The organism is Paraburkholderia sp. IW21 (assembly GCF_041321145.1).
Classification (GTDB): Bacteria; Pseudomonadota; Gammaproteobacteria; order Burkholderiales; family Burkholderiaceae; genus Paraburkholderia.
Window position 1 is genome coordinate 43433 of sequence record NZ_JBGGWA010000017.1, and the last position, 22382, is coordinate 65814.

Annotated in this window: 28 protein-coding genes; 20 read left to right on the top strand and 8 right to left on the bottom strand. The window is 59.7% G+C overall.

Annotated features, from left to right (window positions below; all coding sequences use genetic code 11):
• Positions 1 to 28: 28 nt before the first annotated feature.
• Positions 29 to 250 (bottom strand): hypothetical protein, encoded by a 222-nt coding sequence (locus ACAX43_RS29765; RefSeq protein WP_370711922.1) that lies wholly within the window; start codon positions 248 to 250, stop codon positions 29 to 31.
• A gap of 510 nt (positions 251 to 760) precedes the next feature.
• Between ACAX43_RS29765 and ACAX43_RS29770 the strand changes: the two genes are divergently transcribed.
• From ACAX43_RS29770 to ACAX43_RS29815, 10 genes are all read left to right on the top strand, one after another.
• Positions 761 to 1285 carry a hypothetical protein gene (locus ACAX43_RS29770; RefSeq protein ID WP_370711923.1) on the top strand — a complete coding sequence of 175 codons (525 nt, stop codon included), beginning with the start codon at positions 761 to 763 and terminating at the stop codon, positions 1283 to 1285.
• 154 nt (positions 1286 to 1439) lie between these two features.
• Positions 1440 to 1637 carry a hypothetical protein gene (locus ACAX43_RS29775; RefSeq protein ID WP_370711924.1) on the top strand — a complete coding sequence of 66 codons (198 nt, stop codon included), beginning with the start codon at positions 1440 to 1442 and terminating at the stop codon, positions 1635 to 1637.
• Positions 1638 to 1674: 37 nt separating this feature from the next.
• Positions 1675 to 2385 (top strand): hypothetical protein, encoded by a 711-nt coding sequence (locus ACAX43_RS29780; RefSeq protein WP_370711925.1) that lies wholly within the window; start codon positions 1675 to 1677, stop codon positions 2383 to 2385.
• The gene (locus ACAX43_RS29785; RefSeq protein WP_370711926.1) at positions 2370 to 2813 is read left to right on the top strand and encodes a hypothetical protein; all 444 of its coding nucleotides are present in this window, start codon (positions 2370 to 2372) and stop codon (positions 2811 to 2813) included. Before ACAX43_RS29780 ends, ACAX43_RS29785 begins: the two co-directional genes overlap by 16 nt.
• A 65-nt stretch (positions 2814 to 2878) precedes the next feature.
• Complete coding sequence (locus ACAX43_RS29790; RefSeq protein ID WP_370711927.1) at positions 2879 to 4114, top strand: DUF1173 family protein; 1236 nt, start codon at positions 2879 to 2881, stop codon at positions 4112 to 4114.
• A 60-nt stretch (positions 4115 to 4174) separates the two neighbouring features.
• Positions 4175 to 4537 carry a hypothetical protein gene (locus tag ACAX43_RS29795; protein ID WP_370711928.1) on the top strand — a complete coding sequence of 121 codons (363 nt, stop codon included), beginning with the start codon at positions 4175 to 4177 and terminating at the stop codon, positions 4535 to 4537.
• Entirely contained in the window at positions 4534 to 4893 is a 360-nt protein-coding gene (locus ACAX43_RS29800) for an ASCH domain-containing protein (RefSeq protein WP_370711929.1), read from the top strand. The genes ACAX43_RS29795 and ACAX43_RS29800 overlap by 4 nt, the downstream gene beginning before the upstream one ends.
• Positions 4894 to 5167: 274 nt before the next feature.
• The gene (locus ACAX43_RS29805) at positions 5168 to 5662 is read left to right on the top strand and encodes a hypothetical protein (protein WP_370711930.1); all 495 of its coding nucleotides are present in this window, start codon (positions 5168 to 5170) and stop codon (positions 5660 to 5662) included.
• Positions 5659 to 6543, top strand: a complete 885-nt coding sequence (locus ACAX43_RS29810; protein ID WP_370711931.1) for a phage Gp37/Gp68 family protein — start codon at positions 5659 to 5661, stop codon at positions 6541 to 6543. Before ACAX43_RS29805 ends, ACAX43_RS29810 begins: the two co-directional genes overlap by 4 nt.
• Before the next feature lie 106 nt (positions 6544 to 6649).
• Positions 6650 to 7324: a Lar family restriction alleviation protein gene (locus ACAX43_RS29815; protein ID WP_370711932.1), complete on the top strand. Its 675-nt coding sequence runs from the start codon at positions 6650 to 6652 to the stop codon at positions 7322 to 7324.
• Positions 7325 to 7546: 222 nt separating this feature from the next.
• Here ACAX43_RS29815 and ACAX43_RS29820 read toward each other — a convergent pair whose 3' ends face one another.
• Positions 7547 to 8689: an integrase domain-containing protein gene (locus ACAX43_RS29820; protein ID WP_370711933.1), complete on the bottom strand. Its 1143-nt coding sequence runs from the start codon at positions 8687 to 8689 to the stop codon at positions 7547 to 7549.
• 1111 nt (positions 8690 to 9800) lie between these two features.
• Here ACAX43_RS29820 and ACAX43_RS29825 point away from each other — a divergent pair.
• From ACAX43_RS29825 to ACAX43_RS29840, 4 genes are all read left to right on the top strand, one after another.
• Entirely contained in the window at positions 9801 to 10817 is a 1017-nt protein-coding gene (locus tag ACAX43_RS29825) for a PRTRC system protein D (RefSeq protein WP_370711934.1), read from the top strand.
• A complete protein-coding gene (locus tag ACAX43_RS29830; protein WP_370711935.1) occupies positions 10814 to 11173 on the top strand; it encodes a hypothetical protein in 360 nt (119 codons plus the stop codon). The genes ACAX43_RS29825 and ACAX43_RS29830 overlap by 4 nt, the downstream gene beginning before the upstream one ends.
• Positions 11174 to 11270: 97 nt before the next feature.
• Entirely contained in the window at positions 11271 to 11417 is a 147-nt protein-coding gene (locus tag ACAX43_RS29835) for a hypothetical protein (RefSeq protein ID WP_370711936.1), read from the top strand.
• A gap of 3 nt (positions 11418 to 11420) precedes the next feature.
• Positions 11421 to 11675: a hypothetical protein gene (locus tag ACAX43_RS29840; RefSeq protein WP_370711937.1), complete on the top strand. Its 255-nt coding sequence runs from the start codon at positions 11421 to 11423 to the stop codon at positions 11673 to 11675.
• Between the two features lie 65 nt (positions 11676 to 11740).
• Here the strand turns inward: ACAX43_RS29840 and ACAX43_RS29845 are convergent, their stop codons facing one another.
• From ACAX43_RS29845 to ACAX43_RS29870, 6 genes are all read right to left on the bottom strand, one after another.
• On the bottom strand, positions 11741 to 11965 hold the full coding sequence (locus tag ACAX43_RS29845; RefSeq protein WP_370711938.1) for a hypothetical protein: 225 nt from the start codon (positions 11963 to 11965) through the stop codon (positions 11741 to 11743).
• Between the two features lie 98 nt (positions 11966 to 12063).
• Positions 12064 to 13209, bottom strand: coding sequence for a primase-helicase zinc-binding domain-containing protein (locus ACAX43_RS29850; RefSeq protein ID WP_370711939.1), 1146 nt, complete (start codon positions 13207 to 13209; stop codon positions 12064 to 12066).
• Between the two features lie 238 nt (positions 13210 to 13447).
• Positions 13448 to 14023 carry a single-stranded DNA-binding protein gene (locus ACAX43_RS29855; protein WP_370711940.1) on the bottom strand — a complete coding sequence of 192 codons (576 nt, stop codon included), beginning with the start codon at positions 14021 to 14023 and terminating at the stop codon, positions 13448 to 13450.
• Between the two features lie 10 nt (positions 14024 to 14033).
• The gene (locus ACAX43_RS29860) at positions 14034 to 14864 is read right to left on the bottom strand and encodes a hypothetical protein (RefSeq protein WP_370711941.1); all 831 of its coding nucleotides are present in this window, start codon (positions 14862 to 14864) and stop codon (positions 14034 to 14036) included.
• Between the two features lie 8 nt (positions 14865 to 14872).
• The gene (locus tag ACAX43_RS29865; protein WP_370711942.1) at positions 14873 to 15301 is read right to left on the bottom strand and encodes a hypothetical protein; all 429 of its coding nucleotides are present in this window, start codon (positions 15299 to 15301) and stop codon (positions 14873 to 14875) included.
• A 119-nt stretch (positions 15302 to 15420) separates the two neighbouring features.
• Positions 15421 to 15801, bottom strand: a complete 381-nt coding sequence (locus ACAX43_RS29870) for a hypothetical protein (RefSeq protein ID WP_370711943.1) — start codon at positions 15799 to 15801, stop codon at positions 15421 to 15423.
• A gap of 549 nt (positions 15802 to 16350) precedes the next feature.
• Here ACAX43_RS29870 and ACAX43_RS29875 point away from each other — a divergent pair.
• From ACAX43_RS29875 to ACAX43_RS29900, 6 genes are all read left to right on the top strand, one after another.
• Complete coding sequence (locus ACAX43_RS29875) at positions 16351 to 17049, top strand: nuclease-related domain-containing protein (RefSeq protein WP_370711944.1); 699 nt, start codon at positions 16351 to 16353, stop codon at positions 17047 to 17049.
• 245 nt (positions 17050 to 17294) lie between these two features.
• On the top strand, positions 17295 to 18551 hold the full coding sequence (locus tag ACAX43_RS29880; protein ID WP_370711945.1) for a hypothetical protein: 1257 nt from the start codon (positions 17295 to 17297) through the stop codon (positions 18549 to 18551).
• Between the two features lie 41 nt (positions 18552 to 18592).
• Positions 18593 to 19786, top strand: a complete 1194-nt coding sequence (locus tag ACAX43_RS29885; RefSeq protein WP_370711946.1) for a FlhC family transcriptional regulator — start codon at positions 18593 to 18595, stop codon at positions 19784 to 19786.
• Positions 19770 to 19952 carry a hypothetical protein gene (locus tag ACAX43_RS29890; protein ID WP_370711947.1) on the top strand — a complete coding sequence of 61 codons (183 nt, stop codon included), beginning with the start codon at positions 19770 to 19772 and terminating at the stop codon, positions 19950 to 19952. Before ACAX43_RS29885 ends, ACAX43_RS29890 begins: the two co-directional genes overlap by 17 nt.
• A gap of 16 nt (positions 19953 to 19968) precedes the next feature.
• Entirely contained in the window at positions 19969 to 20334 is a 366-nt protein-coding gene (locus ACAX43_RS29895) for a hypothetical protein (protein WP_370711948.1), read from the top strand.
• 257 nt (positions 20335 to 20591) lie between these two features.
• Positions 20592 to 21596, top strand: a complete 1005-nt coding sequence (locus ACAX43_RS29900) for a CAP domain-containing protein (RefSeq protein ID WP_370711949.1) — start codon at positions 20592 to 20594, stop codon at positions 21594 to 21596.
• Positions 21597 to 22382: the final 786 nt, after the last annotated feature.

Consider the following 22382-nt stretch of genomic DNA (forward strand, 5'->3'; position numbering starts at 1 on the left):
GAAATGAAGATTTGTGGACAGCGAGCGATCAGATGCCGTAATGCTTGCGCACGCGGCGACGCCGTTCCGCGAACGGTTGGCCGCCGGTCACCGAGAGCGGTGCTTCGATGACAAGATGGCGCAGCGCGGCGGCACGGTAGTGCGTCGAGTAGCGTCTTTTCGCCTTGGCGATACGCACAAGTTCGCTATTGGACAGGCCATACAGGTGATACAACATCATTCCGAAGCGGAGGATGCGTTCGCGATTCATGGTGCTCCCGTATCTGGAAAGACGGGAACACTCCCAGGACGGGCGTGCATGCCCGTCGGGGTAGTTGAAAGCACCCGCACGGCGCGGGCGTGGGTCGATGCGTCTGAGACGCGGAAGATCGAACAATCGTAACGGCACGGATGCACGCGCGGATTGAATATGGGCGCGCAAACAACGCAGCTTTCATCGACAGGTCAACCAGACTTATCCACAGATTCTGTTCATAAACCTGTGGATAGAGCGCACCTGCAGAGCCTCAATGTGTGCACCCCGGCGTTTGCATTGCGCTGGAAGCGCCTGCGTACCGTCAACCGGTTGAGGGGTTTAAGCCGGAATGCTTCACAAAAACGTATAGCTTTCAACCTGACCGACGAACGATCTGGCCGCAACGGGCCAACTTGAAAAGACGCATGATCTGATGGCCCTTTCGAGACCTTGACTTCGAAAGAGCGAATTCAAAATGGGTGTAGGCCGTACCGTCCTCTAACGCTCACCCAATTGAGAACCCTCATGCTCAAGAAACTACTGGTTTGTCTAGCCGCACCGATCATCCTCTCTGGCACAACGGCCGCAGTCGCCGCCGACGCGCCTCCGATCGTCTATACGCTCGAGTACCGGCTCGTCGACGCGTCCGGAAACGTTGCCGCGAGTGGGCGCGTGACCCTCTCCAAACGAAATCCGGTGGAGATGAGCACCAGCTACGTCCGCGTCAGCTATGTCGCGTCATGCCGTCCGGACTCAGGAATCGTCACCGATGAACCGAAGTGCCGGATCGAAACCGAGGACATCGGCAACACGCTGCAGCTAGCGCTCGCCGACACGACGCCTGATGCCGTCTCGCTCGCCGCGTGGGTGAATCGCCAGACGCTCGACGGCATGCAAACGATCCAGAACGATGGCTTCGCGACGCAGCGCCCACTCTCGCATGGCTGGAACGACAGCACGACCGCAAAGGTGGCCTTGGGCGATTCGGTCACCGTCTCGCTGCGCGATCAGTACAAGCTGACGCTGCATCCGACTCGCGCAACGGAATAAAAGTCGCGCTTCTGCCGCCAACATCTCTTGATCGATGACGCGAGAAACGTAAAAGCGACTGCAAACCTTGTGTCTTTTGCGTCCGATCACGGTTGCATCCGGAACGACAATGGATTACACCCGCGCGCGGGCACGATTCCGGAGATCCGAGCCAATGCCTCACGCCCCGCCCCTGCCACACGACGACACGTCGCTGTGCAAGCGCCGCGTGCGATATCCGGCAGAAAACTCCAGGTTCGGCGAGGGCTTTGTCACCCGCCATGATCGGGCGACTCGTACCGTGATCGTGCTCGATGTCGCCGACGGTTCATTCTGGCGCGGGTCCGATTCCGAAGTCGAAGTGATCGTCTGAACGCGCGTTTTCTTCTACAACCGTATTGGGACCAAATATGGCCAGCGTGAACTATCCAGTCAACACCCCCGGCAGCATCGCCTTCACATCTGCCGTCGCAGCGTGCGTCTTCGCCTTCCTGCTCCCCTTCTGCCATGAAGGCGGGTATCTCCAGCCAGCCTTCCTGTCCCTATTGGCCGGTGTATGCGTCGAGGTGGCCCGTCGCAATGTAATCCGTAAGCTGGTCAACGAACTCAACGCCTCGAGTGCAGGCCCGCTGCTTGCCGTCGTTGTCAACGGCGCGCGGGTCGGCGAGATAACCGGGACAGACCTCATTGGCCTCAAACTCGATGCACTCCGCGATCCGCGCAACTACGCGGCGCAACTCCACAATGTCATCGGCTTTGGCCTTCGCAGCGCGGCCGTGTCGCTCGTGCTAACACCGCTCCTTCTGTTCTGGACGTCGGTGATCAGTGCGTCTATCGCCCCCGCATCTTTCCAGGCAGCGATGTCGGCGATCGCGCACCTGCAAGCCGGCGACATCCCGCACGCCGCCAGCACGCTCATCCTGCTCGCGCAGACCGTGTTTATTCTGGTGGTCGGCGCCAGCTTCAGTTTTGGATTTGACCTGGGTCTGGCTAACGTCTTCCGACGCGACGTGCATCGCCGGATTCGCCGCAGCGTCAATTGCGCAAGCGACGGCACGCTGTCGTTGCAATCGACTACGGATGCGAACGCGGCGGCAAAGCCGGCGTGGACCAGCCGATGATCCTTGAATTCGTGATCGTCCCCGCAATTGCAGGCACCATCCTTCTTGCCGCCATCTGGCGCGTGCTGGATAGCGTGGCGCTGACCCACCATTGGCCGTCGTGGACACCGATTGCGTGCATCTCCGGCGCAATCGCGGCGCTCGCCATTCTCGCGACGATCCGCGGCGTCATCGATGAAGTTCGTATGAGACGCGAACGCAGGGAACTGTCCGTGATGGAGCAGCGCCACCCGGGCTGTCACGTTCTCAGACTGTCCAGCGGAGAGTGGTTTCTAACCGACAGGGCCACGGGCCGCGCGTTCGAACCGGACGGCGTTCCGGTGCACTCGTTCACGTTTGGCAAGACCATGGACGCAGGCACCGCTGCGGCCACGCTGCAGCCGGTGCCGGACAAGCCAGACACTTACCGGCGCGGCACAGGTCGATGATCCGGGCCACTCTGTCATATTGAACCATGGCCGCTATGCGCGGCCATTTTCTATGGTGCTTTCTCATGTTCAACGTATCTTTCGATGGCGAGACGTTTCCGCTGAGCGACGTCCAGGAGAACCCGGCGCGCTACTTCAAACGCCTTGAGCGGGCGAAGGTCACACCCGGCTACGCTGTCTGCCTCTGCGAGACCAACACCGCACCGCTGCAACTCGTGATTCGCCGCTACGGCTCGCTGCTTCACCTGGCCGGATGGCCAGACGACGGTCATCGTCACAAGCGCGGTTGCGCTTTTTACAAGGACCCGAACGCGGCAAAGCCGACTGGCGGCGGCGACAGCACAGCGGCGATCATAGCGACACCTACAGGGCTGAACGTGAAGCTGGACGTATCGCTCACCCTGCGCGAGACGACGTCCGGCTCGCGCGGCTCGCCCGCACAATCATCAGACCGCACCAGCCGCCGGTCAGCCAGTCTTCTCGCATTCCTTCAGATGCTGTGGTCCGAGGCGGCCCTTAACCAATGGACGGGCCTAGGCACGGCGCGTCACTGGGGGCTATGCAACGCAATGCTGCTCGCTGAAGCCGGCACTGCACTGATCAACGGCGCTGACGCGCAGAAGGTACTGCACATCATGCGACGCTTTGACGAAGCCGATCGTGCTGCGATCAATGCGGAGTTTGATGCTTTCATCGCGCGACTCACAATTGACGATAAGGGCGCAACCCATCGCGGCCTCGTGATCGGAGAAATCAACGAAATCGCGCCCACGAAGTATGGCCACGCCCTTAGTCTGCGCCAGAGCGCGCGGAAATACTACGCCAGCTCGAACCTCATCGACCATGCGTCGCGCGCCTACCGGTACGCCTGGAGCGCCCTCGGCGATCGCGCCGCACGCGTCGTCGCCCTTCTTCTCGTTGAACGCACACCGAAGGGGCATCTAAAACTGATCGACCTGGCCGCCATACTCTGTTCGTCGACCTTCATCCCGTGCGATTCCATGCATGAGGTGGCGATGGCCAACCGCCTCGTCGCCGAGCATCGGGATTTCCTCAAACCTCTTCGCATGGCACCGGATGATGCGATGCTGCCCGACTTTGTCTTGCGCGACACCGACACGCCGACCCATATCGAGGTCTACGGGATGAATGGGCTCGCCTCCTACGAGGCGCGAAAGGAACAAAAGCGCGCGCTGCGCCTCGCCCGTCGGATTCCCGCGATCGAATGGGACGTCGACCGGGAGGCACTCAATGCGATCCGGCTTCCGCCCGTATGCGCGAAACGCGTCGCCACCACTTGACTAAGCGGTACGCGGTCTAACGTGATCGCGATGTCATCCCAAAGTCTTACTGGAGTTTTCATGCTGCCCCAACTCACCGAGATCCTTCAGGACTTGCTCAACGTCACGCGCTACGCGGCAGCTCCGTTCGTCCTGAACGGCCGACCCGATTCGGTTCGCCAGTGGCTTGAAGTGCTGCGCGACCGTCTGGTTGCTCTCACCGAGAAAACAACCGCCGCGCTGACTTCGTTCGAGCACGACGACGCGGTCGATTGCGCAGGCTGGACGGACGAAGAACGCATCCTGAGCAGCGCCTGGGTAACCAAAAACTATCCCAGCGAATCGAACGAGGTGCAAGCTGCTCTACGGAGAGCCTGGCGCGACGGCCAGCGACTGCGCGTGCAGTTGTCGGCACAACCCCTAACAGCGAAAGTAACGCCGTGAGCGCGACGGTTCTATTCCTGCCAATGAAAGCGTTCTACTTCGACGAGATACGCGCAGGGCGAAAGTCGGAAGAGTTCCGGCTGGCCAGCGACTACTGGCGCACACGTCTCGTCGGTCGCCGCTACGACTTCGTGCTGCTGACGCGCGCGTATCCGCGCGCAGACGACTTTGAGAAACAGCAACTGCTGCCGTGGCGCGGCTATGTGCTGCGCACAATTACCCATCCGCACTTTGGACCCGCCGCGGTCAGCGTCTTCGCCATTGATGTCAGTGGAGAGCGTCTTCCGGATTGCGCGATCGCCGCGCTCAGGTCCCAGTCTGCTGGAGCACAATCCGCCCGCGCTTGCCAATGTTGATCAGCTTGTTTCGTCGCCGGCAAACCGGACAGATGAAGTAGATACCGAAGCTGTCTATCCCAGGTTCGACAGCGCTAAAGTCGATCAGCAGATGGCACCTGATGCACTTCCACATAGCCCCCTCCTCTCCCGCGCGACGCCTCAGTCCAGCATAGAACATGTCCCGGCCGTTCGTCGCCGGAAGCCGGCGTACCGGTTCCTTGACATCGCCAGAACTCAGGCAACCTGTTCTCAAGACGTGCGGATCTTCGCACGCAATCAACGCGAGGTTCCCATGCAGGGCAAAACTCTTTTTATGGAGCGTGTCATTTCCAGAACGCGTGACTGGCAATGTCGGTTTCCAGCGCTTAGCGCGTCCAGCCAGATTGCCGACTCGATGTCACACGGCCGCCAGATCGTTGCGGCCGCAACCAGTTCCGCGGGCGTGCGTTGCGTGTTCTTCAGCAACCACGGATCGGTGCTCGACTTCAGCGCGACCTGGGACGAGCTCGAGCGCGCGAAGACGTGGTGGTACTTCGTCCGTCGTTGGAACTTCTGGGTCGTCAGCACCGACGCTGAACTGCGTGCGCTTCGGATCGCCGACGATGAACCAGTCCTCGGCGTCACGCTGAATGTGGCCACCGTCGAATGTGGCGAGACGCTTCGGTTTTTCGCCCTGCTTGATGCGGCTGAAACACGCGCGCGTGGCTTCATCGACGTAATCGCCGCAATATACGCCCCGGCAGCGGCGGCCTCTAACCCTGGTTCGCCAATGTCGGAGGCTGCGTGAGCGAATACTCAGCTATCGAATGGACGGATCACACGTTCAACACTCACTGGGGGTGTAGCAAGATCAGTCCCGCCTGTGACCATTGCTACGCGGAAACGCTTGCCAACCGCTTCGGCTACGGCTGGGGGGACGATGCCGCCAAACGCGAGTTCAATAAACAACACTGGAACGAACTGCTTCGCTGGGACAGAAAAGCGGCGAAGGAGGGGGTCCGCCGGCGGGTCTTCGCGAACAGTATGTCTGACCTCTTCGACAGGTTTGCCCCTGCCGGGGTGCGCGAACGTCACTGGGAATACGTCTCCCGCACACCGAATCTCGATCACCTGCTGCTCACGAAACGCATCGGTAACGTCGCGCGGATGGTGCCGGCAGCCTGGCTTACGCCGGGCGGCTGGCCAACGAACGTCTGGATCGGTGCCACCGTAGTCAATCAGAAGGAGGCGGATCGCGACATCCCGAAACTGACTCTGCTTCCGGCCCGCGTCCGGTTCCTCTCGATGGAGCCGTTGCTCGGCCCGGTCAGCCTCCCTGCCGCACTATTGCGCCAGATCGCCTGGGTCATTGTCGGGGGCGAGAGCGGTGCAGACGCACGGCCAATGCATCCCGCGTGGACGCGGTCGTTGCGCGATCAGTGTGTCGCCGCAGGCATCCGTTTCTTTTTCAAACAGCACGGTGAGTGGGTCGAGATCGACGCGGTCGCTGGCCACAGCCTTGATCGGGATATGCGCCGCGGCCTCGTACGGATTGTAAAGTCGCGTATGGACCGCGATGGTGGTTTCGGATCGGATGACGTCCTGATGCGCCGCGTCGGCAAGCACGCGGCCGGGCGGATACTCGATGGCCGGCTACATAACGACTTTCCCGGTCTGGAGATGCGGTAGCCCACGCAAGCGGCGCATAAACCTTTCAATCCCCATTAAATCTGGCTTGGCGATTTCAACGCCTGCGACAATAATCGCGATATTAATATCGCACCAAGCCGAGAAAATGATTGAGCAGCTCTATCCCTGTGACCACTGCGGCGGTCGCCCGACCCTTGGCTACTCACAACGGGTAGTCGCGCAGATAGGCGAGTCTGGCTTCGACTACGGCAGATTTGGACGGGAAGCCGGACCGCCTGTAATGGGCGACACGATACGTAGGCCTCTAGGAGCACCGCAGACTGAACGACTGGTCTGCGTTCACTGTGGCACCTGTGGCATGCAGACCCCATGGGTCGCTGTGAAAAACAACGATGAACACGCCGCGATGGCAGAGTGCGGATTGATCTGGAACAAACGACTGAGCCGTCCACCCGTAGAGAGCGGCGAGTTGCGCGATCTGGTAGAAAAAGAACTCGGCGCCTGCGACAGCCAGCTCGTAATCGATCTGCTGGCCCGCAACGAAGGCGAATGGGAAGAGCGAGGTCCGATACTCAAAATGCTCGCCCAACGTCTGATTGACGCGGCAATCGTGACTATCGATAGCTGGCCGATCGACCCCGTCCTCAAGGATGCGGCACGATACCGGAAGCTGGTCCAACTCGCAAAATGGGTCGATATCGACGGCGAACGGTATGTGTCGTTCCCGAGAATCCCAACCCCGTCTGAGCATACAAACTTTCTGTTCGAGGATCGCATCGCGATAGCGGTTGACGCGATGCCAGACCGGAATCGCTGGTGAACTCAAGCTAGGCCAGGTCATTGCGTCGCGCCGCGCCGCGCACGATGTTGCTCGCTCCGCAGCCGAAAAAAAAGCCGGCAGTTGCGCCGGCTTGAAATGTTCTAGCGTTTTCCGAGGGCCGCCGCTAGAACCTGAGAGAGATTCCATTGTGAGCGGATATAGGCTCGGTGACTGGGGCATAACGCGCGCTGTATTGACATCCATTCCGGGGTCCGATGCACGCTACGCTGATTCAACCACCGCACCAAGGATTCGATACAGCGCCTGGCGTGATATGCCCAACGCTTTCGCGGCATGGCTCTTGTTGCCAGAGGCAGCGACCAGTGCGTCCCGCACCGCCTCCACCGTGGGCAACGTTTTTTGCAGCCGCTCCTGAGTTGCAAAGGTAGACAGGTATGCGTTGGCCTTGGTGACGCGACTATGTCCCGCGGCTTCCACGACCCGTCGCATCGCCTCCTGATGTACCTGCGGATCAGGACGTACGCCAGCCCGTTTGACTGGCGCCGGCACTCCGCTCTCCTGTTCGTAGAGCGATTGCAGATAGCCATGGCGTAGACCGTGGCTCGTCACACCCAGCCCGCTTTTTGTCACCCCATGCCTGGCGAGCACGTAGTAATACCAGTCACGCCACTGCTTCAACGTGCGATCCGCTGGAACCGTCGATCCGCTCATCCCGTTACTGAGTCGAGCGGCCTCCTCGAGGATCGCCAGCTTCCGCTCGATTGGCACTTCACGCGGACGGCCCCCCTTCGTCCCGCGCGTAACCGCCAGCGTCTGCGGGTTTCTGACAGCTTCGACAGGCCGCATCAGGAAGCTCTCTTCGACGCGAAGTCCGAACGCCGCCTGCAGCTTCAACTGAACGGCCGTATAGGGACACGTCTGCGCTATCGCGTCGATCTTCGCGGGCGCGTCAATACCATGCGCGTCCCATGACTTGTCTTCGGTCGCCACGTAGCTGCGCACGAGACCATGCTCCCGCCGGTCGACGTAGTCGGCAAGCGTGCCGACCAGATTCGTCTTACCCATCCACTGCGCGATCGCGCGCAGGTAGGTCAGCTTGTTTTCAATCGTCCCGCCGCGCTGTCCTTTTGCAACCCACGCGCGCACGAGATAGTCCACGTGCTTACCCTTCAATGACCACGGGCTCTGCAATGCGTAGCCTCCCGCCTTCAATTCCATGAAGGCCTTGCACAAAACCGTCGTACGCTTTTCCTGCGTCTTGATCGAAAGAGCCTTGCGGCTGATGCGCGTCGTGCTGTGGATCTCCGCAACGTGCTGGTCGAGCAGCTTGAGCAGAGCGTCCCGAAATTCGGGTGCCAGGCCATAGCCGCGGACGATCGCGCGGACATTCAATATCGCTGCCATTCCAATACCCCATGCGGCATCGCTTCGCGAAATCCGCCTCCTCGTTGTTCAGTTCGAGCCACGCCCGGTCGCAGCATCCCTACCTGATGCCGTTTCCCGACCTGCGCGGGCCTGCGTGCGCCGCTCCTGCTGCGGCTTCGCCGTATCTCCCCGGCGCGGGGTTCCTGCCTTCCTGTCCTTTAGCGATTCCATCTGATCAGCCCGTTGCATGGGAAGAGCATGCAGTCCGACTGTCCAACCTGCTGCGGTGCCGGCGGGGATCGCGCTTCGCGCAATCTCTCGCTGGCATGTTCGCGTGCCATCACTGCCGTCGCGCTGCGCGGATAACTCCCGCACGGTGCAGCTTCGTGGCCACCCTGCCAGCCTGACGCTCACGCGTCTCGGGCCGTCCGCCGTGTGGCGGGGACGGCTCCGGGCTGATGCCGGGCAAATCCGTTGCGCATTCTGGTTCCGGCTGCGCCTACCGTTCTGTCTTCCGTACAGGGAATCGCGAGTGCTTCGGTTTTACCCGGCTCGCAAGACTTCCCCCGCCCCAAAGCACACTCATGTCCGCCGCCGTGTATCGGGCATCCTGAGTGCACCCAGCTTCGTGTGCTGAAAGGGCGCGTACAGCACGTATGAGGTGGGACGCGAACTGTCCAACTGTCCGCATCCACATGTCCTCATCCGCGCACATCGCGACAAGCTGCCGCTGATCGTATGGATATCGCACTGTCCGGGGGTCCTCACTGTGGACCACTCTGGACTTGATCTGATTCAGAAAAAGGCCGCCTCACTGTGCGGCCTGGTCACTCGGGTGTTACTTGCCCATTGCGGGCTGGGGAAAAGACGAACGGGTGCCTTGCACTCCGTTTCGATGCGTCCGTGGACGCGGTAGGTAGAACCAAGAATAGGTGGTTTCGTCCCGCACCAGTTGTTGAAAGCTGCCCGGAACCTGATGGCTTTCGACAACTTGACTTTGCCGCGCGCTGGCTAGACTGGAAACCAGGCAGAACTGACAGAAAAGTGTCAGTCCGCTGATTCGGATGCCGAGGGGGCGGACAGACTGACACTTAAGTATCAGTTATCTGTCACTTCGGCGCGAAGCCATGACCTTACCTTTGGAGTCACCTTGAAAACTTCCGTCTTTGCTGTCGATGTCGGCTATGGCAACACCAAGTATGCATACCGCGCAGCCAGCGGCACCATCGCGGCGGATATGTTTCCCTCGCTCGCACCGCTTTCCGCGAGCCGCGCCATTTCGGGCTACGGCGATGGCGTGCTCGCATCGCGCAAGGTAGCCACCATTGTGATCGACGAAATCGAGTATGAAGTTGGCCCCGACGTCGCGCTCACTGCGGCATACGGAAATACCGGCCGCGCACTGTCCAACGACTTCGTGCTCTCCGACAACTACGCCGCACTGCTGGCCGGCGCGATGCACTTCGCTGGCGTCACACATATCGAGCGGCTCGTTCTCGGCCTGCCTGTCCACAACATGCAGAAGTATTCGGACGCGCTGAAGCAGCGCTTCACTGGCGATCTGGAGTTCGGCGTGGCGCGCGTCCGGGTCGACAAGGTCGTCGTTATCCCCCAGCCGCTCGGCTCGCTCGTGTCCGCGTCGAGCAACCGGCAGAAGGAGTTCGGTCGCGACAGCGCACACCTGGTCATCGACGTCGGCTACTTCACCACCGACTGGGTGTACGCCAACGGCTTCACGATGGACGACAAGCGCAGTGGTGGCATGCCCGGCGGCGCTTCGCAGATCTATCAGCGTATCGCGGGCCTCCTCGCGCGCGATCAGGACGAACAGGTCGATGACCTCGAGCGCATCGACAAGGCATTGCGCGAGCGCAAGCCCTTCTTCTACTATGGATCGGACATCGATCTCGATCCGTACCTGGAGAAGTCGCAGCCGCTGATTGCGGGCGTCGTCAAGGAAATGCAGAACAACGTCGGCCAGCTCACGAATGTCCGGTCGATCATCCTCTCAGGTGGCGGTGCAGCACTTTATGCGTCAGCGATCCGCAAGGCTTTCCCGCGTGTGACTCTGGAAGTGATCGACGCGCCATGTCTCGCGAACGCCAAGGGCTTTCTGGTAGTCGGCGAAGCGGGCCTTGCGCGGGAGCGATCGACTGCTAAAGCATGAGCGAGAAATTCGACATGAAGCTGGTCATTGACGAGGTGACCACGCCACTGCTGCACGCCCGGCTGAGCGCGGCGCGATCGCCCCGGGAGCGTGCTGCGGTGCTCCGCTCTCTGGCAGAATCGGCGCTCCGGTCGGCGAGCGGCGGTGTCGTCTTTCATCCCGACAACGTCGCTGTCAGGTTGCCGGATATGGATACCGTGGCGTCACGTCCGATCGCGAGTGATCGGGCGACGCCGATAGCTTCCCGCTCGACCGATCCTGGCCAGGATGTAAATCGACAACCGGTTACCAACGAGCGACAGTCTGGCTCGCACGACACACAATTGCTCGCCGACGAGTTCGCGGGGTACTACTGAGTGGCGACTTGACTTTGCCTGCCAGATGCGAAGATGGGTCATGCATCGGTGTTCATGGCGCGACGCGTCGTACACCGGTGCGTAAACCGGAGGGTACATGACTGAATTGATCCAGATGGCTGCTAGCAAACTCCACGATCCGCACACGTGGCTCGGGCTTGCAGCGTTGGTAGCCTGCTGCGTGGCAGGCTGGTATTGCGGCGATATCGCGCATGCCGTATCGGAAAAACTCAAAGGAGAGTAAGCGATGGACATGCTCGATCGGCTCGTGCCGTATTACCGGAAATTCAACGCGCTGCCGTTTGTCGTCCAACGCACCGCGCTGATCGCGATGTGCCTCGCCTGCTTTGTTGTCGGCGTACAGCTGCTGCCCTACTCTGAGCATCTCGCCTTCATCTTTCTCCTGACCTCGCAGGTCGGCATTGTTTGGGCTACGGGAGCGTGGCGGCTCTGGAAGCCAATTGCTGTCATTCTTGTCATTTGCCTACGAATTTTTTACTGAGACGAGAATTCGATGGACAAAAAAAAAACGGCACCCTTTCGGGTGCCGCTGTCGTTTCAGGAGTATCAATGCGGCCGGGTGGCTGCAACGATAGCAATGCGACGCGTGCAGAAATCCCACGCCGCATCAAAGGTCTGGTCGCGACACGCGTACTGCCTGTTGCCCGCCGATGTCCTGTCGATCACGTCATAGGCCACCGCATCGGACTTCATCGCCGGCTGCCTGCCACCGGCAGCACCGGTAGTGCCAACGATCGCAAAATCACCAACGAGTACACGGAAAGAGCTCATTTCCATCTCCAATGAAAAATAGCCCGACGAGATATTCCCGGTGGGGAACTATCCCCACCGGGCTGGTTAAAAGATTGATCAGCGGACGCTCGCCCCGCTCACGCAGCGACGGAGATCCGCCGATCGGTTCCTGCATTTCGTGAAACCGGCACAGCCAGCGCCGGTGTAAAAGATTTCGCCAGCCATTCGTCAGCGAAGTCAGTGCCACGCTTCTTCGGGCGATGAACCAGCGCAGTGAAGCCCTCTGCGCGCAGCCGCTTTGCAAGCTCGACACCGGCTGCAACGCCAGGCGATTTGCCGTTCTTCGGATCAACATCGTCAAAGTCGACGAAAATGTGCACGACGCGAATTCCAAGGCCATCTGGAACCACGAACTGGCTCAACAGGATCCGGTTCAGGCAGTTCCATACCGGAACGCCAAACTCCATGTGCGCGGCATAGGCTGTCTCCAGTCCCTCCGCAACGCCGATCTCACCGTTCACAGGATCCATCAGTCGTACCGCCCCGCCCCTGAGAGGATTGAGCGTCATGTCGTTGAGCTTGTTGTCGAGAATCTCGCCATCCGCCGAAACGATCCGCGCCTTTTGTGGCACAGACCGCTCCAGGAAGGTGCGATGCAACGTTCCAAGCCGTCCGTCCGGCAGTTCGAATCGCGCAAGAATGCCAGGCCACATACCGATTACCTTTTTCTCATGTCGATACTCGAGCATGCCGAGACGAAGGGACTGCGACGGAGGAGCCGACAGCCCCGGCACCCGTGCGTGAAGATAGAGTCGCGACAGGTCGCCCTCGCGCTGCATATGCGAGCGCTCCCACATCGAGTTCAGGCGTCGCTCGACAAACGCCGGATCCGCCTTTCGCTTCGGGGACGGCGCTGCAGGTGCGCCAGAGGCCGCGAGGCTTGCGCTGAGCACAGGCGGCTTGCCGTCGATCTCGGTCATCAGGCGATACAGGCCCATCCGGTTGATGCGCGTGATCAGCTGGAGGCCGTCGCCAGCCATTGCTTTGCCATTGCCACATTGACGGCATACCCAATCACCACGCCCACGCTTGTTGTCGTAGGTGAAGCGATCGGTGCCGCCGCAAACCGGACATGCGCACGCGTTGCCAGTAAGACGATCGGCCGGCACACCATAGCTCACGAGGAGCGAGATCCACTGCTCCGGGGAGAGCGCGAATTCCTTCAGCTTTCGCTGCAGCCACGCGTATTGCTCCGGCGTGAGCTCTCTTCCATTCAAACTCATAATCACTCTCCTTCGGGGAAGTGGGTTAGGTCGGTGCCTGAGACAGGCGTGAAAACGCTTGCTCAAAAAAACCGTCCGCGCAGCAATGGCGGGCAGCTTTTTTCAGCAGGCAGGTGTTCTGTCAGGAGCGCGAGAAGCGCAAGAGAATTCGCTGCACGACACACCGGGAGGCGTGCCGTGACAACGAAAGGTGAGGAACTACGGGAGAAGGAAAATGCTTTGGTGAGCCTTTACAGGATCAGATGATCGACCACGCCGCTCGTGTGTGAAAGCCAAAGAACGGTATGTCGTCCATCTCATCGAAGCCCCCACCGCGCGGAGCACCGCCGCCGGCATAACCGCCTTGCGGTGTCGATTCGGGCTGATTCGCGGTACGAGCAGCAGGTTGCCGTGCGCCTGCCTGTTGCACGGGAGCGCGACTGCGACCTTGCTGTTCAAACCCTCCATCATCGTCGGACTGCTCGCTTTGGCTATTGCCGCCGCGGCCACCGAGCATCTGCATCTGTTCGGCAACGATCTCTGTCGAGTAGCGATCGGTGCCATCCTGCGCCTGCCACTTGCGCGTACGGATGCGACCTTCGATGTACGCCGACGAGCCCTTCTTCAGATACTCGGCCACGATTTCAGCGAGCCGGCCGAAGAACACCACACGGTGCCACTCGGTTGCTTCCTTCATTTCGCCCGACGCCTTGTCCTTGTAACGGTCGGTTGTTGCGAGACGGATATTGGCCAAAGCGTCGCCGCTGGGCAGATAACGCACTTCGGGGTCTGCGCCGAGATTGCCGACGAGGATGACCTTGTTCACAGATGCCATAAAGAACTCCTTATTTAGAAATTGACCAGAGCCACTTGTCCCACATGACCTGCTTTCCATCGACAATCTTCGGGCTGCCATCGCGTCGGATAGCGGGCACCTTGATCTTTCTCAGGCGACGCACCGATACGTAATCGCCAACCATGCACCCTGACTCGGCAATTGCCTCCTTCAGGCCTTCGCCCTGCAGCGTGCGCTCGCCCGCTACGGTGTCGATATGCATTGCAAACGACGTGTAGAAGCGCGACGCTCCGACTGACTTCCGATCAGGGAATTTTTCCTCGCCCCACGAAACGACACGCCCCTCGACTGCGGCCATGTCATAACTGTGTTCGCGACGAGGTGGCGCCCGGCGCGCTGTGGAGCCGTCCGAAGAGCTATCGGCCGGTAGCGGTTGCGGGACTTCAAACGATTCGGACGCCGCTGTTGCAGCAGCCGGCACCGCTGGGAGTGGCTTTCCGGCGGATCGTATCGCTGTCGCGATCGCTTCTTTCAGCGAACAGCGATGGATATGAAACTGTGACCAGTGCGGGGCGAGTTCCGGGAGGATTTTCAGGCCGAACTGCGTCTGACTGGCCTGCTCATCAAAAGCAGGTTTGAACTGAACGACGCAGTTCGCCTCCTCCACGAAGAGATTCGGCTCGTCCACAATCGTGATGAGGGTTTCATCGGCAGCACCCTGCCCGACTACGCGGGGAGGCGTATCTACTACTGGCGCGCCAGCGGGAACCGTCGACTGGGTCGATGATGTCGCGGGGGTTGGAGTGGAAGTTGGCGCGGCAGGCTTGCCGGGAAAAATGTCCGCAAGGACTCGAGAAAAGAAAGCTGCGTTACGTGCCATGAAAGCTCCTAGAGCAACGTGCCGAACGACATGCGCTGAAGTTCGCTTAGATCACGCGCGAGCAGCGGCGTGTTCAGGATGAAGTCGCGAAGGAACTCCGGGTCGGTCCCGCTTACCTCGCACACATGCTGGTACGGGAGCGCCCCATCCCAGTAGCCCATGATCCAGCCGAGCGTCGCGCGATAGTCCTCGACATCAAGCTTCCGGTTGCGAAGACGGTCGGAAATCATGTACGCACAGTCCATCAGCGATTCCGGCATCTTGTCGCCGCGGCGACTATCTCTCGCGAGCGAGATCAACGCGTCAACCATCTTGTCGCGAACGGTCTCGCTCCAGAGATGGGGGTCAGGCAGGGGGTCGGGTTTGATGACGGGTTTGAAGACTGGCGACGAGTCGCCAAACATGTCGAGCTGCCAGGCAGCCACATGTGGTTCCATGAGATTGCTCCGGGAACGCCGGCAATCTCATAGCCCGTGACCGGGAATGGATTCCCGGCTGGGGTAGAGGGCCGTCTCCATGGAAATCCACGGAGACGGTAGAACTGACGGCGACCCTGTTAGAGGGTGCCGGTCTTGAACGGAATAACGACGGCCGACTTGGCATAGCGCCGGGTGGACGTCGGTGCGGCAGCGGTCGTATCGTTCGCCGCACTCGCTGCCGAAGCAACTGATGCGGTGGCGACGGTTGCCCTTGCGGCCTCGGCAGCCCTTGATGCAGCGGCGAGCTTTTCGGCTTCGACGCGTGCGACTTCGGCTTCAGCCTCGGCAGCTTCAATCGCCTTGGCCTTCTGTTGCATGGCTTTGTGAAGCCAGCGTACAGCCAGCAGCAGCAGGAAACCGGCAACGAAGAGCGACAGACTGGCGAGATACATCACGAAGCACAGGGCGACCAGCTTGCCCGGTATCTTGATCGCATCTTTCAACAGGACTTTCAGCATTTTTCTCTCCAGAAAAATTCACTCACAAGGGAATGTCCGGACGACGTCCGGGGGTTTCGATGCTCAGAAGAGCAGGGAAAACCGGCGCGAAGCGCTTTCGTTCATGCCCGGGCGGGCACGTACGGGAATGCTTTGCGCGGGTGATGGGAGAGATACGCGGCTCGCACCGCAAGATGGCGTGACGCGATTCGTCACGTGTAGTCGATGCGTCAGAACGACGCCGGAATATCCCCAAGGTTAATGCGGGCGCAACGCTCTTGCAGAGTGAATGCTCAACAAACGCGTGCAGCTTTGAGGAACAGCCGGGCGGCCAACGCGTCATCTGTCGCAGCTGGTCACGTCAACCGGTTGACGGGCTTAACCCGGAATGCTCCACCAAAACATACCGCTTTCTCAGGTTCATCGAAGGCGTGTGGTAAGTATTCCCGGTAATCACAGCTCTCTTACCATCCGATCCCCAAAGTCACCGCATCCGGAAACCGATTGGCGCGACTTGACTTTGCGTAGAGCACGTCAGACTGGACTCACCTCAACGACGAAGTGACCACCATGCCCACCCTACTGATTCTGCTGACGCTCGTTTTTTTCGTTTATCGGAGCATGCAGCGCCGTCGCAAGCCGGCCCCATCACGTCCGATACCCGTGACACGCAGCCAGTTGCAGGGCGACGCCGGCGAAGCGCTTGTTCAGGAGGAGCTTCGTCGAGTGTTGACGTGGCTCTGTGGCACGAACTTCTATCTGTATCCGACGGCGCTGCTGCTCAACCACGCCCCGGGCACGCCGTATCCAACCGCCGAGGTGGACCATCTCGCGATTACGCCCTTCGGTATCTTCGTCATCGAAACCAAAAACTGGACGGGCGCGGTTGAGCCCGGCTGTGATGCGGATTCGGTCATCCGTATCGGCTCGGACGGTCGACGTGAAGAACGTCGCTCGCCCCTTCGGCAAAACCGATCGAAGGTGGCGTTCCTGCGCACGATGCTTCCAGGCATATGGGAGATCGAAGGGGTCGGCGTATTTGCCAACGACGCCTGCGTACTTTCAGCTGCCTTGCCGGCGAGCCTGATTCGCCGCTCCGACCTGGGTCAATGGCTTCGGGAAAGGAAGTCCCGTCATGACGCGTGCGGACGCAAGGGCATCAACATCAATGCGGCCCGCCAGTCGATCGAAGCGGTCAGGGCAGTCGACCCATTAGGCATAGCACTCGCGAAACATCGCGCGCTAGTCCGGGCTTACCCTAGTTTTTAGGGGGATATTTCCTAAAGTTACACCCGATTTTGCCGATGGGTAAACGGTTGCGATTGCAATATTTCCCTGCATTGACATGAAAGCAGCATGTTTTTATGCACCTTTTACGCCTGCCGCGATGGAAACGGAGCGTATTCTGGGCTGCGATAGCCGAAATTAGACCACTCGGCGTCAGCCTTCTGTAATTGCCTCCTCATGACAAGCCCGCGGCCACGGGCACGCAAAAACCGAATGGAGTTCGTAGCATGAGCAATAAAAAAGATTTGAAGAAGAATTCTGACGAACTGTTTGATCCGACCCGTCTGGAAGGCGCGACGCCGGACGATGGCGCGGTCGAAGAATCACTTCCCCCCACATTCGCGCACATCCCGTCCGAACGGGAAATCAGCTCGATGGCGCGCAGCATGTTCGGGTCAGAATTGCCCGAAGCTCTGATCAAGACGATCGTTGCGGAGAGTGAAGAGGTCGCGCATTCCACGCGCAAGATCCTCCAGGAACACATGCGTATCGGGGGAAACTTCGCTCACATGATGACGCGAGTAATCAACCAGAAGGTTGGGGAGCTCGGCGACTTGCCTGCGGTACGCAATCGCGCGAAGGAACTGGTGTACGACTTTCTGGAGCGACTTTTCCGCCGTAAGCGGTCGTCGGTCAGGCTGTACATTCGCTGCTATGAAAAGTTCAGCACCAACAGCGGTGCAGTCGCCATGCTCTCGCATAGCGACATGTCGCTTCTGGTCGGCAATGACATTGGCGATGACATCGTCGACGCGGTGATTGAGGCCAAGCGGGACAATCCCGACATGAGCAAGCGCGAGGTGGAGAAGCTGATCAAGGATATGCGCCAGGCGCGCGAGCAGATTGCGGAGAAAGACACCCGCATCGAACTGGTCAGCAACGAGCTCGCGAATATCGTCGGGCAACTCGATCAGGCTCAACTCGACAACCAGCGGCTCGCAGAGGAAGCGGAGCGTCTTCGCCAGCACATCGAGCGGGACAAGGAAAACGCCAAAAGCACGCTGGTCGATCTGGCCGACGTCAATCGGCAGGTTAGCGTGTTGCAGCAGGAACTGGCAAATCGCGAGCGCGATCTTGAAACCCGGAGCCGCCAGTTGCTCGAGGCGTCGAGCAAGGTAGAGACGAAGGAAGTGCACGTACCTACCGTGCCTGAGGGGTACAAGAACCTCCAGGAAGCAATGGAGGCTGAGCTTGCCCACCTTAAGTCGACCACCAGCGCGCTCGAGGAAAAGCGCGCGGAACTGGCGCGACTGGAAGAACAGGTTGCCGCCCAGACCGAAGCGATCGAGGCCAGTCAAACGCTTGAGAAGACCATGAGCGGGCTCGTCCAGCGATTCGGCACCTTCGTCCAGGAGTATCACAGCGCGCAGTTGATGGTGACGGCTGGCGGCTCCCCTGCCCGCTTCGTGAATCTTTTCAGCGCACTCGCGGACCTCGTGGGCAAGTTTCACTCCGAACTGCTTGCAGCCACACGCGCGGCCTGATCAGGGCGGCCGCCCCACACGCTAAGAGAGAAAAAGAACAGATGGACAATAAGAACGAATATCGCTCGGTCGAGCGGCTGTATATCCAGGACTGGCTTCTTGATCAGATCCAGGTCACGAACTTCGAGCTCGTCGACCATATGAAACTGATGCTTCAGCAGGACGGCCGGTTCAACGAAGTGTTCCAGGTTGAACGCAAGGAAATCGAGCATCTCAAACAAAATCAGTCGTCGCTACGCAACCTGCTGCGCACCCCGTTCCTGATGGTGGAGCCGACGCTCCAGCGCGTCGAAGACTGGCGCTGTTTCGTCGACGATACGCCCACGACGCTAACGGTCGATGTCCTGCGGCGGAAAACGCCCCAGCTCGATTCGCTGGGGAACTATGCGGTCGGCAATTCGAACAGGCTCTTCCTCTCGCTCGTCACGCAGGTGATCCACATGAGCGTGCTGTGCGCACCGCTCCTCGGTATCACGAATGAACTGGCGCAGTATCTTGCATCGGTCCCGCCGTGGAAACTGCATTTTGCGCTTGGCCGTATGAAGGGCTTGCCACTGTTCCGCTGGCGCTTCAACAGCCAGACCTTCTGGTACGAGTTCGTGGCCAGTTCGTTGACCGATGAAACGATCGCGCATCAGATCATGCTGACGTCGCCGATCAGATCCGGCGACCTGCCGCTCATCGCTGGCTGGAGCGAACTGCGCCTCGAGCGCGCCCGCAACGAAATCTACGCGGCCGCGATGATGGCGCACGGCTTGCGCGCGTCGACGGCATCAACGCTTTTCCGGCTGAACCAGAATGCCATGCGGATGCTCTACGTGAAGATCCACGACGCCAGTTCGCCCTGCGGGAACGTCCCGACGTCGCTGCCATGGTTCGTTGAGACCCCACAGAACCGTCTGCACGCGACAACCTACATCTGGCTGTATCGCTCGGCGATCGCGATGGGCGCCAACGCTCCAGAGGCCCTGATTGCAACGAACGACATTTACGATCGTCTGTTCGGCGGCAAGCGACTCATTTCTGCAGATCGCGGCTGGAACCTGACGCGTTCGATGGCAGCTGACACGCGCCTGACGGTGGCCCCTTGCCGGCAATGCAGCACGCACTATGTCGTGTCGAACAACGATACGAAGATCGAGATGCATAACCGCTTCACGTGCCCGGCATGTCAGCAGCAGCTTGGTCCCAAAAAGCGTGCCGCCCGGAGGAAGGTGAATGACGCAGCCAGCTAACGTCGAACAGGATCTCCCTGCGGGGCTGATTGTGTTCAGCGCCGACGGCCGCGCTCAGTTCGGATGGCGCAATCCCGAAACCGGTGAGCTTTACGCCGAGGCTGACGGAAGCATCATAGTCAACGCCATCGGCGCGGTGGACTGGCACGCCGGCCGCGCTCATTGATCAGATAGGCCTCTCAATGGAAGATTTCGACTACCTCGCAGCCGATAGCAACGCGGCGTGGCTCGATGGTCGTGGAGACGGACGGTTCGAGCGGTACGAACGCTTCTACCATCAGGAGCGGGCGCAACAGGCCGAGAAGTTTGATCTGGAAATGACCAACGAAGGCTATGGAGAATGGGCAAGCCGTCAACCTGCACTGATGCTGTCTTTAGTTAGCGGCCCGTGGTTCGGCCAGGTTGCGGTCGCCTTTTTCAGCGTCTATATGGGATCTCGCCTCGTACCCGCACTTGCCGGCAAATTGCCGGTTGCGACCGGTGCGATGCTTGCCATTGCCTTTGTTGGTCTGCGCATTTTTCACTGGCGACGGCGCAAACGGAAATAGCCAGAATGCATTCGGACCAGAACAGCCGTCAAGACCCGTCGAAAGACGGGTTTTTTCTTGGCCGATGAAATACGGCTCAAGAGTTATGAATAATTTCCGATATCTCTAAAGTGTCGTCGCGCCGCAATTGAGAATTTATGAGAAATCAGTCCGATGCGAATCTCGAGCCGGACAAAGCTTGACTTCGCGAGCGGATCAGTAAGATGAAATCAAGGTCGCGCAAGGGGCACGGCCAAAACAAAAATCGAGGAATTGCAATGAAGAACAACAAGATCACTCTTACCGCTTTGTCGCTCGCGGCAACGATGCTGCTCGTTGCATGTGGTGGCGGTGGTGGCAGTGGCTCAGCAGGGTCGGCCAGTCCGTCAACCCCAGCAAGCACGTCGACTCCAGCGAGCGCGGCGGTGACCGGCACGCAGTCCACTCCGCAGTACGCGGCCAGTAGCGCGCAACTGGCAATGTTTAACCAGGTGAACGCCTACCGCCAGCAATGCGGTTTCCCGGCAGTTCAGCAAAACACGGTTCTCGATCAAGCTGTACAAGCGCATGCGATGTGGGAAGGATTGAACAATCAGGTTGCGGACAACGAAACGGCTGGTCAACAAGGCTTTACTGGCGTGAGCTACGTTGATCGTGCCGTCCATTTCGGATTTCCGTCAGGCGCAATTGCTGGCGGTGTGAGCGCGGCCTACTACACCACAACGAACACTTCCGAAACGCAGTACGGCCAGACGTTGGTGAACGAATGGTTTTCCGGCGTGTACCATGCTCCGGTTCTGCTGACACCGATTACGAAAATCGGTGTTGGCGAATATGAAACCGCGTTCAACGGTTCGCCGGAAGTGTGGGGCTCGCTGACCCTCGCAGATACGTCGATGCAGCAACTCACCACGAGCGGCCCGATTACGTTCCCGTGCCAAGGCACGACCGGCGTTCCGCCCAAGAGCTATCTGGAAAATCCGACGCCGCCGAATACTTCGGGCCCGTGGGGCACGCCGGTTATTGTCATGGGCAACGCGACCGATACGATTGCGCTGACTTCCGGCACGATGATGGACCCGTCCGGCAACGTCATCAACCTGCAATTGCTCTATTCAGCCAACGATCCGAACAAGCGGCTTCAGTCGTATCAAGCCGTGGCTTACCCGACGACGCCACTGGCTCCGAACACCACGTACACGGTATCGGTGTCCGGCACGGTGAACGGCAACGCTTTCACCAAACCGCCGTACACGTTCACGACCGGAAATATCGTCTGGTAATCGCCGCCGCAAAAAGGGCTCTCGCGGGCCTTGATCGAAAACCGCCAGCATCACACTGGCGGTTTTTTTATTTCCGAAATCGTTTTTGACACGCTCCAATGGAGAAGGGGTGCAACCCGCAAAAGCTGCACCCCTTTTCCGCTACAACTTGTCTTGGTCAGGTTTAATTTGGCCCGCCACAAGCCGCAGACCCCGGCGAAGTTGTATTTCCCGTGAGCTGCCCGAGAGCGCTCCCGTCCGTTCGACTGACTGGGCAATACAACAGGTATGTGTTGCCGGAGTTACCGCACGTGTCGGTCCAGACGGGCCCGGTTGCTCCATATTCGACGTTGTTGTACGTGCCATAGCCATACGAGCCATCGAATTTTATATAGTATCCCGTGAAGGGGCCCGATGTGCCATAGCCGTTGGTGAGCGTATATCCCTGAGACTGCGCTTCACTGGCGCACGTTACCGTAGGCGGCGGTGCGTTACAGGTATACGTCCACGAACTACCGGTCCATGTGGGACCACTAGCGTAGCCGTACTGACAGGGGTTTGTTGGTGCCGCTGGTATCTGACAAAACGGACCTGTCCAAGAACTACCGGTCCAACCTGGAGACGCCGTTGTTATCCATCCTGGCGGGCAACTCGGCGGTGCCTGGTAGTTGCACTGTGGAGCGGAGTATTGCGAACCGATCCACTTCGCAGGTGAAACGGTGGTCCACCCAGCCCCGCTAGAGCAGGTCGGCGCGACTTGAGGCGAGTTAGAAAGAAACGTCCCGCAGGTCGAATCCTGGTAGCCGT

Bases quoted from the DNA above. Each gene is read 5' to 3' on its own strand.
- ACAX43_RS29880 (WP_370711945.1), top strand. From the start codon at position 17,295: ATGAGCAATAAAAAAGATTTGAAGAAGAATTCTGACGAACTGTTTGAT.
- ACAX43_RS29855 (WP_370711940.1), bottom strand. From the start codon at position 14,023: ATGGCATCTGTGAACAAGGTCATCCTCGTCGGCAATCTCGGCGCAGAC.
- ACAX43_RS29890 (WP_370711947.1), top strand. From the start codon at position 19,770: ATGACGCAGCCAGCTAACGTCGAACAGGATCTCCCTGCGGGGCTGATT.
- ACAX43_RS29850 (WP_370711939.1), bottom strand. From the start codon at position 13,209: ATGAGTTTGAATGGAAGAGAGCTCACGCCGGAGCAATACGCGTGGCTG.
- ACAX43_RS29900 (WP_370711949.1), top strand. From the start codon at position 20,592: ATGAAGAACAACAAGATCACTCTTACCGCTTTGTCGCTCGCGGCAACG.
- ACAX43_RS29820 (WP_370711933.1), bottom strand. From the start codon at position 8,689: ATGGCAGCGATATTGAATGTCCGCGCGATCGTCCGCGGCTATGGCCTG.
- ACAX43_RS29835 (WP_370711936.1), top strand. From the start codon at position 11,271: ATGACTGAATTGATCCAGATGGCTGCTAGCAAACTCCACGATCCGCAC.
- ACAX43_RS29780 (WP_370711925.1), top strand. From the start codon at position 1,675: ATGGCCAGCGTGAACTATCCAGTCAACACCCCCGGCAGCATCGCCTTC.
- ACAX43_RS29865 (WP_370711942.1), bottom strand. From the start codon at position 15,301: ATGGAACCACATGTGGCTGCCTGGCAGCTCGACATGTTTGGCGACTCG.
- ACAX43_RS29815 (WP_370711932.1), top strand. From the start codon at position 6,650: ATGATTGAGCAGCTCTATCCCTGTGACCACTGCGGCGGTCGCCCGACC.
- ACAX43_RS29840 (WP_370711937.1), top strand. From the start codon at position 11,421: ATGGACATGCTCGATCGGCTCGTGCCGTATTACCGGAAATTCAACGCG.
- ACAX43_RS29765 (WP_370711922.1), bottom strand. From the start codon at position 250: ATGAATCGCGAACGCATCCTCCGCTTCGGAATGATGTTGTATCACCTG.
- ACAX43_RS29795 (WP_370711928.1), top strand. From the start codon at position 4,175: ATGCTGCCCCAACTCACCGAGATCCTTCAGGACTTGCTCAACGTCACG.
- ACAX43_RS29775 (WP_370711924.1), top strand. From the start codon at position 1,440: ATGCCTCACGCCCCGCCCCTGCCACACGACGACACGTCGCTGTGCAAG.
- ACAX43_RS29805 (WP_370711930.1), top strand. From the start codon at position 5,168: ATGCAGGGCAAAACTCTTTTTATGGAGCGTGTCATTTCCAGAACGCGT.
- ACAX43_RS29860 (WP_370711941.1), bottom strand. From the start codon at position 14,864: ATGGCACGTAACGCAGCTTTCTTTTCTCGAGTCCTTGCGGACATTTTT.
- ACAX43_RS29790 (WP_370711927.1), top strand. From the start codon at position 2,879: ATGTTCAACGTATCTTTCGATGGCGAGACGTTTCCGCTGAGCGACGTC.
- ACAX43_RS29895 (WP_370711948.1), top strand. From the start codon at position 19,969: ATGGAAGATTTCGACTACCTCGCAGCCGATAGCAACGCGGCGTGGCTC.
- ACAX43_RS29885 (WP_370711946.1), top strand. From the start codon at position 18,593: ATGGACAATAAGAACGAATATCGCTCGGTCGAGCGGCTGTATATCCAG.
- ACAX43_RS29875 (WP_370711944.1), top strand. From the start codon at position 16,351: ATGCCCACCCTACTGATTCTGCTGACGCTCGTTTTTTTCGTTTATCGG.
- ACAX43_RS29830 (WP_370711935.1), top strand. From the start codon at position 10,814: ATGAGCGAGAAATTCGACATGAAGCTGGTCATTGACGAGGTGACCACG.
- ACAX43_RS29870 (WP_370711943.1), bottom strand. From the start codon at position 15,801: ATGCTGAAAGTCCTGTTGAAAGATGCGATCAAGATACCGGGCAAGCTG.
- ACAX43_RS29770 (WP_370711923.1), top strand. From the start codon at position 761: ATGCTCAAGAAACTACTGGTTTGTCTAGCCGCACCGATCATCCTCTCT.
- ACAX43_RS29845 (WP_370711938.1), bottom strand. From the start codon at position 11,965: ATGAGCTCTTTCCGTGTACTCGTTGGTGATTTTGCGATCGTTGGCACT.